This is a genomic window from Knoellia aerolata DSM 18566 (assembly GCF_000768695.1).
Lineage (GTDB): Bacteria > Actinomycetota > Actinomycetes > Actinomycetales > Dermatophilaceae > Knoellia > Knoellia aerolata.
The window spans coordinates 1-9,406 of record NZ_AVPL01000091.1 but is presented as its reverse complement, the minus strand read 5'-3'; the positions used below and the strand labels follow the sequence as shown (position 1 = coordinate 9,406).

At 73.2% G+C, this 9,406-nt stretch carries 9 protein-coding genes; 6 read left to right on the top strand and 3 right to left on the bottom strand.

All coding sequences use genetic code 11. From position 1 onward, the window contains the following. The coding region (locus N801_RS21165; RefSeq protein ID WP_035940687.1) for a hypothetical protein at nucleotides 1–1,206 on the top strand (1,206 nt) is incomplete at its 5' end. Here the strand turns inward: N801_RS21165 and N801_RS18015 are convergent. Further along, nucleotides 1,186–2,022, bottom strand: a complete 837-nt coding sequence (locus N801_RS18015; protein WP_035940686.1) for a sulfurtransferase — start codon at nucleotides 2,020–2,022, stop codon at nucleotides 1,186–1,188. The genes N801_RS21165 and N801_RS18015 overlap by 21 nt on opposite strands. A 34-nt stretch (nucleotides 2,023–2,056) precedes the next feature. Here N801_RS18015 and dusB point away from each other — a divergent pair, with 34 nt between their 5' ends. Both dusB and N801_RS18005 read left to right on the top strand, forming a co-directional pair. Then, nucleotides 2,057–3,271, top strand: a complete 1,215-nt coding sequence (gene dusB / locus N801_RS18010; RefSeq protein WP_035940685.1) for a tRNA dihydrouridine synthase DusB — start codon at nucleotides 2,057–2,059, stop codon at nucleotides 3,269–3,271. 12 nt (nucleotides 3,272–3,283) lie between these two features. After that, on the top strand, nucleotides 3,284–3,967 hold the full coding sequence (locus N801_RS18005; protein ID WP_052113286.1) for a YdeI/OmpD-associated family protein: 684 nt from the start codon (nucleotides 3,284–3,286) through the stop codon (nucleotides 3,965–3,967). On the opposite strand, the gene N801_RS18000 is transcribed toward N801_RS18005, so the two are convergent. Beyond that, the gene (locus tag N801_RS18000) at nucleotides 3,964–4,740 is read right to left on the bottom strand and encodes a hypothetical protein (RefSeq protein WP_169744296.1); all 777 of its coding nucleotides are present in this window, start codon (nucleotides 4,738–4,740) and stop codon (nucleotides 3,964–3,966) included. The genes N801_RS18005 and N801_RS18000 overlap by 4 nt on opposite strands. Before the next feature lie 99 nt (nucleotides 4,741–4,839). On the opposite strand from N801_RS18000, the gene N801_RS17995 reads away from it, so the two are divergent. Further along, entirely contained in the window at nucleotides 4,840–6,066 is a 1,227-nt protein-coding gene (locus N801_RS17995; RefSeq protein ID WP_035940683.1) for a deoxyguanosinetriphosphate triphosphohydrolase, read from the top strand. 6 nt (nucleotides 6,067–6,072) lie between these two features. Here the strand turns inward: N801_RS17995 and N801_RS17990 are convergent, their stop codons facing one another. Continuing rightward, nucleotides 6,073–6,630: a dihydrofolate reductase family protein gene (locus tag N801_RS17990; RefSeq protein ID WP_035940682.1), complete on the bottom strand. Its 558-nt coding sequence runs from the start codon at nucleotides 6,628–6,630 to the stop codon at nucleotides 6,073–6,075. A gap of 147 nt (nucleotides 6,631–6,777) precedes the next feature. Between N801_RS17990 and dnaG the strand changes: the two genes are divergently transcribed. Further along, entirely contained in the window at nucleotides 6,778–8,727 is a 1,950-nt protein-coding gene (gene dnaG / locus N801_RS17985; RefSeq protein WP_035940681.1) for a DNA primase, read from the top strand. Beyond that, entirely contained in the window at nucleotides 8,724–9,260 is a 537-nt protein-coding gene (locus N801_RS17980; protein ID WP_052113285.1) for a hypothetical protein, read from the top strand. Before dnaG ends, N801_RS17980 begins: the two co-directional genes overlap by 4 nt. Nucleotides 9,261–9,406: the final 146 nt, after the last annotated feature.

Here is a 9,406-nt window from a genome sequence, read left to right as displayed (position 1 = left end):
GAGGCGGCGCGGGCCCACCGCCGGCGACGGCGCCGGATCGGGGCAGGAGGCCTCGCCGCCGTCACCGCCCTCGTCGTGGGCGCCGCCGTCGTGCCGCGCGGTCGCGACCTCGCGGACCGGCCCACCGTGGAGCGCACGTCCCCGGATCCGTCCCTCGCGACCGAGTGGGACCCGAGTGAGGTCGACGTGCTCGGGCTCGCCGCCCAGGTGGGCCCGACGGCCCGCCAGCTGGCGTCGCTGCCGAGGATCACCGACCTCACGAGGAGCCAGCTCGCGCTCCCGGAGGTGCTCGCGTTCGGGCCCGACACCCGCATCCCCTCCCTCAGCGACGTCGGCGGCAGTGGTGCGCCGGTCCGGGCGGTCCTGCTGCGGCACGCCCCGGAGGGCCTGCGTGCCGTGCTCTTCCGTCCGACCCTGGCCAGCCCCTACGTGCTCGTGGACACCGTGCCGCTCGTGCCCACGCTCGACGAGGGCGGCAACCTCGACGAACCGCTGGAGGTGAGGGCGATCGCCGACGACCGCCGCCACGTCATGTTCGTGCAACCGGGCAAGGTGCACGTCCTCGACGCCTTCACGGGCGAGGTGCGGACCTTCCCGGTCGCTGACCGCCACCTCGAGGAGGGCGGCTGGGTGGGGGAGGACCTCGTCGTGTGGTCCGAGACCCTCCGCTTCCGGATCACCCCGGCGACCGGGCAGGTGAGGCGGGTGTCGGAGCTCGTGTCCCCGGCCCGACACGAGGTGGAGGTCGAGGGTACCGACGGTCTCCGCGTCCTCGGCTTCGACGAGCGCGGCACGGTGTCCACCACCCGTACCGGGCCCAACCTGCTGGGCGCCGTGTGGGGGTCCACCTTCACCAACGACGACGACCAGCTCGCCACGGGTGGCTTCCTCAGCGAGCCCGCGGCGCTCGAGCTCAACCGGCAACGCCCCCAACGGCTGTTCCAGGGCGTGCTCACGCTCGACGCCGAGAGCCTGGCGAGGGGCCGGCTGCTCGTCGCGCCCGAGAGCGAGGGAGTCCGGGTCGGGTGCTGCGAGGTCCTCGGGTGGGCCTACCTGGACGAGGTCCTCGTGCGGTGGCGGGACACCGACCTGCTCACGTGGAACGCGCGCACCGGAGCCCTCCGGCGCGTGTCGACGCTGCCCGGGCGCCAGCAGGACCCCCCGATCGTCGACAGTGCCGCATGGTCAGTCGCCCTCGCCCCCTGAGCCGGTCGCCACCGGTCGGTCGGGGTCGGTGACCCAGTGGCTCCAGGAGCCGACGTAGGGCGTGGCCTCGACGCCGGCGAGGTGCAGCGCCAACGCGGTGTGCGCCGCGGTCACACCCGAGCCGCACGAGGTCCCGACCTGCGTCGAGCCGTCCACACCGAGGTCGCTGAAGTAGGCCCACAGCTCCTCGGGTGGGCGGAAGCGGCCTTCGGCGTCGAGCTGGTCGGCCATCGGGGCGTTGCGCGCGCCGGGGATGTGACCGGCGACCGGGTCGATCGGCTCGGTCTCACCCCGGAACCGCTCCGACGTCCGGGAGTCGAGGAGGATCCCGTCCCGCGCCACCCGCGCCGCGCCCTCGGCGTCGAGGACGGGGAGGGAGCCGGGGGTCACCACCACGTCACCGGGCGTCGGGGACGGGACCCGGTCCGTCACGGCGAAACCGGCGGCCCGCCACGCGGCCAGGCCGCCGTCGAGGACGCGGACGTCGGTGAGGCCCGCCCAGCGCAGGACCCACCAGGCCCGAGCAGAGGCGAGCGAGGTCTGCTGGTCGTAGACGACGACGGAGTCGCCGTCGCGGACCCCGACGGCGCGCAGTCCGGCCTCGAGCACGGACGGCTCCGGCAGCGGGTGGCGACCCCCAGGACCGGGTGGGCCGGCGAGGACCTCGTCGAGGTCGAGGTGCGCAGCGCCCGGGAGGTGCGCTGCGGCATACAGGGCGGGTCCGTCGCCGGAGAGCGTGTACTGGACGTCGAGGACACGCACCCTGCCGGCCTCGACGAGGGACGCGAGCCCGGCGGGCGTGAGGAGCGTGGACATGTCCCCAGTGAACCAGTGGGAGAATCGTGCAGCCATGACTGCCGCACCCGCCACCACGCCGACCCCCGTCCTGCCCCCGCTGCGGATCGGGCGACACACGATCGGGTCACCCGTCGTGCTCGCCCCGATGGCGGGCATCACCAACCGGGCGTTCCGCCGGATCTGCCGCGAGTACGGCTCGGCCGGCTCCGAGACCGGCGGCGCGAGCGGCGCGACGAGTCTCTACGTCAACGAGATGGTCACCTCGCGCGCGCTCGTCGAGCGGACCCCCGAGACGATGCGCCTCATCAGCCACGGACCGGAGGAGCACCCGCGCTCGGTCCAGCTGTACTCGGTCGACCCCGTCACCGCTGGACTCGCCGCGCGGATGCTCGTCACCGAGGACCTCGCCGACCACATCGACCTCAACTTCGGCTGCCCCGTGCCCAAGGTGACCCGCAAGGGCGGGGGTGCGGCGCTGCCGTGGAAGACCGAGCTGTTCCGCGGCATCGTCGGTGCCGTCGTCCGGGAGGCGCAGCGCCACGACGTGCCGGTGACCGTCAAGATGCGGATCGGCATCGACGCCGACCACATCACCTACCTCGAGGCGGGCCGGATCGCCGAGGGTGAGGGCGTTGCCGCCGTCGCGCTGCACGGACGGACCGCGGCCCAGGCCTACTCGGGCCAGGCCGACTGGTCCGCGATCGCGCGGCTCAAGGAGGCCGTGACGAGCGTGCCCGTGCTCGGCAACGGTGACATCTGGTCCGCGGACGACGCGCTCGAGATGGTCCGCCAGACCGGTTGTGACGGTGTCGTCGTGGGCCGCGGATGCCTCGGGCGACCGTGGCTGTTCACCGACCTCGCCGCCGCGTTCGCCGGGAGGACGACACGGGTCCAGCCCGGTCTGCGCGAGGTGACCGACACCCTGTCTCGGCATGCGCGACTGCTCGTCGACTTCTACGACCGGGACGAGCAGCGCGGCTGCCGTGACATCCGCAAGCACATCGCCTGGTACCTCAAGGGCTTCCCCGCGGGGTCGACCGTCCGCAACCAGCTCGCCCTCGTCGACAGCCTCCAGGCACTCGACGACCTCATCGGTGGCATGGACCTCGACGCACCCTGGCCGGGCGAGCCCGCCGAGGGGCAGCGCGGTCGCGCCGGGTCGCCGCGGGTCGTGGCCCTGCCCGAGAACTGGCTGCGCTCGCGGGAGCTCGACGACGCCCAGCGTGCCCAGGTCGCGCAGGCCGAGCTCTCCGTCTCCGGCGGCTGACAGGATGGCCCCATGGGCCAGATCGGGGTGCCGGGAGGGTCGGCCGAGAGGCCGGCGACGTTCTTCCGCGACGCGGCGGAGTTCCGCGCGTGGCTGGAGGAGAACCACGAGAGCGCGACCGAGCTGTGGATGGGGCTGCACAAGAAGCACGTGAGCGACCGCGGTCTCACCTGGGAGGAGGCCGTGCCGGTCGCGCTCTGCTTCGGCTGGATCGACAGCGTGTCGCAGGGCATCGACGACGACAGCAGGCGGCAGCGGTGGACGCCGCGCAAGAAGGCGAGCACGTGGAGCGCTGTCAACATCGCGCACGTCGAACGGCTCACCGCAGCCGGCCTCATGCGACCGGCCGGGATCGCCGCCTTCCAGAGGCGCATCCCGGAGCGCAGCGGGATCTACGTCTACGAGGCCGGCCGGGGACTCGACGACTCCCAGCGCTCCCGGCTGCTGGCGGACCCCGCCGCGGCCGCGTTCTGGGAGGCGGCGACCCCGACCTACCGGCGGATCGCGGAGAACTGGGTGGTCACGGCCAAGCGCGAGGACACCCGTGAGAAGCGCCTGGCCCAGCTCGTCGGCGACTGCGCGCACGGCCGCCTCATCGCCGGCCAGCGCTACGGCACCACACCGAGGTGGGTCGAGCGGGCTGCCGCGGCCGCCGCCGCCGCGGAGGGTGGCGCCGACGGTGGTGACGAGGACTAGCCGCCCGGCTGGTCCACGAGGTGCTCCGGCGGCGGCAGCGCCTCGATGGCGAACCCCCACTGCGAGAACACCGAGGTCGTGACCTGCCCGCCGAGGGTCACGACGAGCTCGACGGGCCGCTCCTGTCCGTCCGCGCACAGGCGCGCGGTCGCCGCGCCCGTGGGCGTGGGGCTGGGCGAGGGCGTGTCGCCCGGCTCGGCGCCGATGTCGGTCTCGGCCAGGGTGAGGGCCTCGACCGGGTCGAGGACGAAGGCATGGCAGGTGCTGGGCACCTCCCGCACGGTCTCCTCGGTCGGCGCGGCCACCGACGTGGCGGCCCCGAGCACCCCGAGCAGCCCCTCGGGACTGAGGCCACGCAGGCGTGCCGCCGTCTCGGTGTCGTCGAGCCGGGTCCACCGGTTGGTCGACTTCCGCTCGCTCTGGTCCTTGAGGTGACCCACCCCGTCCACGACGTTGAGGGTCCAGATGTCGTCGCCGACGTGGAGCACTCGGGCGGACGGGGGAACGGTGAAGGCCACCTCGATGTCCTCGTGGGTCCAGTCCTCACCGTCCTGCGCCGTCCGGGTGACGACGACCGAGCCGGCACGCTGCGTCGCGTCCCGCGCGGCCGAGACGACGTCGGCGGGATCCCGGGTCGGGGACGGTGCAGGCCCCGGTGCGTCGAGGGACGGCGCGGAGGGCGACGGCGACGACGCGGGCGCGCCGAGGGACGGTGGCGGGACGGGTCGGCCACCGCTGGCGCACGCACCGAGGACGAGGACGGGAACCAGCACGCCAGCCACCCGGAGCACCACTGCGCGCACCGCCACCTCTTCCACAGTCGGAGTCAGGGCCACCCTATGCGGCGGACCTCGACCCCCTAGGGTCGTCTGGTGACGTACACCGCCCGGGACCGGGAGCGCTGGGTCGCCGAGGACCCGGCCCACAAGCGCGCCGACCGAGACGACTTCGCCCGCGACCGGGCCAGGCTCGTCCACTCCGCGTCGCTGCGCCGGCTGTCCGCGAAGACGCAGGTGCTCCAGCCCGGCAGCGACGACTTCGTCCGCAACCGCCTCACGCACAGCCTCGAGGTGGCGCAGATCGGACGGGAGTTCGGTGCCGCCCTCGGCTGCGACGCCGACGTCGTCGACACCGCCTGTCTGGCCCACGACCTCGGTCACCCGCCCTTCGGCCACAACGGGGAGACGGCGCTCAACGCCATCGCCGCCGACATCGGCGGGTTCGAGGGCAACGCCCAGACGCTGCGCATCCTCACCCGCCTCGAGCCGAAGCGCTTCCAGGCGGACGGCCGCCCTGCCGGGCTCAACCTCACCCGGGCCTCGCTCGACGCGGCCACGAAGTACCCGTGGGCCCGCGGCGAGGCGCCGACGCCGACCGCCAAGTTCGGGGTGTACTCCGACGACCTCCCGGTCTTCGAGTGGTTCCGGGCCGGCGCCCCCGCGACCCAGCGCGCCTTCGAGGCCGAGGTCATGGACTGGTCCGACGACGTCGCGTACTCGGTGCACGACGTCGAGGACGCGATCGCCTCGGGGCGGCTCGACCCCCGGCTCCTGCTCGACGGCACCGACGTCGACGCGGTCCTCGAGGTCGCGACCGCCGCCTACGCGACCGACCTCACCACCGATGCCCTCGGCGCCGCGCTGGAACGGATCATCGCCACGGGCACGGTGCCGACGGCATACGCCGGCACGCGGGTCGACCTCGCCCGGCTCAAGGACATGACCTCGAGGCTCATCGGTCGCTTCGTCCACGCCGTCGAGATCGCCACCCGCGAGCGGCACGGCATGGGTGACCTCGTCCGCCTCGAGGCGGACCTCGTCGTGCCCGACGACACCCGGGCGGAGTGTGCCGTCCTCAAGGCGGTCGCGGCGCACTTCGTCATGAACGTCGCCGAGCGGGTCGAGCTCATGGCGGGGGAGCGCGACATCGTCGCCGACCTCGTCGCGGCCTACCGGGAGGACCCCTCGCGCCTGGACGCCGACCTGCTGGCCGACCACGAGGCCGCGCCCCACGACGAGGCGGCGCTGCGGGTCGTCGTCGACCAGGTCGCCTCGCTCACCGACGTGCGGGCGCGCCACCTCCACCGCGCCTGGTGCTGACGGGCGTCAGCGCACGACGTCGAGGACGGTGAGCTGGACCCCGTTGGCGTATGCCGCGTGCTCCGTCAGCGTGAACCTCGTCTTCGCGGCGTCGCTCGAGAACAGGCGCTTGCCACTGCCGAGGACGACCGGGAAGACGAGCAGGTGGTAGCGGTCGACCAGCCCGGCCGCGGCCAGGCCCTGGGCGAGCCGGGCGCTCGCGTGGACGAGGATCGTGCCCGGCTCGTCGGACTCCTTGAGCGCGGCGACCTCGTCGAGGCCGCGCAGGACGGTGGTGTGGGTCCACTCCGGGTCGGTGAGGGTGCTCGACACGACGTACTTCGGCATCGCGTTGTACTCCGCGAACTCGTCCATGCTCGGCCACACCGGGGCGAACTCGTCGTAGCTCTGCCGACCGAGGAGCAGGCAGCCCGCCTCCTCCTGCTCGCGGCCCTTGATCTCGTAGGCGGCCTCGTCGAACTCGACGTCCTTGAAGGTCCAGCCGGCATGGGGGTGGTCCCCGCCGCCGGGCGAGTCGACGACGCCGTCGAGGGTGATGAACTCGGAGACGATGAGAGTGCGCATGTGCCGATCCTGCCGTGTGGGGTGGTCCCGTCGGGGGCTGTCAGTGGTTCCACGAACGGGAAGCGGGGGATACGACAGCGGCACGGAAATCTCCTCGCGGCATACTGAACACGCACACGGGAGCACACGAGGACAGGAGGAGCGCGCGTGGCGGGCAGGATCAACGCCGACGACATCCAGGCCGTCAAGGAGCGCTCCTCGATCGAGGACGTCGTGCGCGACCACGTCACCCTCCGGCCCGGCGGGGTCGGCTCGCTCAAGGGCCTGTGCCCCTTCCACGACGAGAAGACGCCCTCCTTCACGGTGCGACCGACGGTGGGCGCGTACCACTGCTTCGGGTGCGGTGAGGGCGGCGACGTCATCTCGTTCGTCCAGAAGGTCGAGCACCTCACCTTCGCCGAGTCGGTCGAGCGCCTCGCCGCCAAGATCGGCATGGAGCTGCGCTACGAGGAGGGTGGTCGGCGCGAGGACGGCGGTGGCATCGGACGGCGCTCCAGGCTCATCGAGGCGCACCGGGTCGCCGAGGAGTTCTACGCCGCGGCGCTCGTCGACCGGCCCGACGCCCGGCCCGCCCGCGACTTCATGCGCGAGCGGGGGTTCAACCGCGCGGTCGCCGAGCAGTTCGGCATGGGCTTCGCGCCCCGCGGCGGCGAGGACCTGACCCGCCACCTGCGTGAGAAGGGCTTCAGCGAGGACGAGATGGTCACCGCCGGGCTGTCCGGGCGGGGCAGCCGCGGGCTCTACGACCGGTTCCGGGGTCGGCTGGTCTGGCCGATCCGGGACGTCACCGGCGACACCGTCGGGTTCGGCGCGCGACGCCTGCTCGACGACGACCGGATCGCCGCGAAGTACCTCAACACGTCCGAGACGCCGATCTACAAGAAGTCGACGGTGCTCTACGGCCTCGACGCCGCGAAGAAGTCGATCGCCACCGAGCGCCGCGCCGTCATCGTCGAGGGTTACACCGACGTCATGGCCGCCCACCTGGCCGGTGTCGAGGGCGCGGTGGCGACCTGTGGCACCGCCTTCGGCATCGACCACATCAAGATCCTGCGACGGATCATGCGGGACGAGGCCGACGGCGCCCCCGCCAAGGTGATCTTCACCTTCGACGGCGACGCGGCCGGGCAGAAGGCCGCGATGAAGGCGTTTGGGGAGGACCAGCGGTGGGCGTCGCAGTCGTTCGTCGCCGTCGCCCCCGACGGCATGGACCCCTGCGACCTGCGCCTCGCCAAGGGCGACGACGCCGTCCGGGCCCTCGTCGAGGACGCGGTCCCGATGTTCGAGTTCGCCGTCCGGACGACGATCACCCGCTTCGACCTCGAGACCGCCGAGGGGCGTGTCCAGGCGATGCAGGCGGTCGCCCCGATCATCAACTCGATCCGTGACTCGTCGCTGCGCCCCGAGTACATCCGCACCGTCGCCGGCATGCTCGGCGTCGAGGTCGAGCAGGTCCGCAGCGAGGTCCAGCGGGCCGGCCGGGTCAAGGCCCGGGAGGTGTCCGAGAGCACCCCGGCACGTCCCGGTGACCGCACGCCCGCCTCGACCGACGACGTGCCCGAGCCCAGCGACCAGGAGGGTGCGGCCGCGCTGCCGCAACCCAACCTGCGCGACCCGATCGTGCGCACGGAGCGCCAGCTCCTCCAGGCCCTCCTGCAGTACCCCACGCGGTTCAACACGGAGACGATCGACGCGCTGCCGACGGTGGCGTTCACGGCGCCGGCGCACGCGGCGATCTTCGACGGGGTGCGCGCGGTGGCGTCGCGGGCCTCGCAGCTGTCCACGGCGGGCTGGACGTCAGCGGTGGCGGAGGCCGGCGCCCTCGCCGTGCGCGGGCTGCTCGCCGAGCTGTCGGTCGCGCCGCTGCCGACCAAGGTCGACCCGTCGACCGGTCTGCCGCCCCAGCGTTACCTCGACTCGCTCGTCATCGGCGTCCACGACGCCGGCCTCAGCCGCCAGATCGCCGACGAGACCGCGGCGATCCGCCGCCTGCAGAACTCACCCGAACCCGACCAGGAGGCCCTGCGTGAGCGCTCCCGCAAGCTCATCGAGCTCGAGATGAACCGGACCCGACTGCGCGATCGGCTCACCTCGTGAGCCCCGGCCGTTTCGCGCGGCTCGGCGGGATCGGCCGACGCGGGCCGGAGGTGCCCGACGAGGTCCGCTCGGCGCTGGGTGGGCGTGCGGACGACGTCCTCTCGATCGCCCACGACCATCGCACCGGCTCGGCGCTCGTCGCGACGACGACGCACGTGTATGCCGTCTCCGCAGGCTCCGTGGTCCTCGACCGGCCGTGGCACATGGTCGACACGGGGTCGTGGAACGACGAGACCCGGCTGCTCACCGTCCAGTGGGTCGACCGGGCCCCGGCCACGGTGTGGGAGCTCGAGCGGCTCGGGACGTTCCCGCAGGTGCTGCGCGAGCGGGTCCAGGCGAGCGTCGTGCTCGCCGACGAGGTCGACCTCGGGTCGAAGCGCCGGGCCCGCGTCGTCGTCCGCAAGGACCTCGGCACCGGTGCCCTGCTCGGCCAGACCATCCTCGGCAAGGGTGTCCGGTCCAGCGACCCGGGCGTGCGCGAGGAGACCGGGGCCGCGCTCGACCGGCTCCGCGAGCAGGTCGGGCTCGACTGACGCGGCCGCGCCGTGCTGGTGGCGCCGGTCTCGGCGCCGGTCTCGGCGGCACGAACCGGTTCGCGAACCCGTGAGGTGCTCGCGAACCGGTTCGATCAGGTTCGCGAGCGCGAGGACGGTTTGTGATGTGTCGGGACATCGCTGAC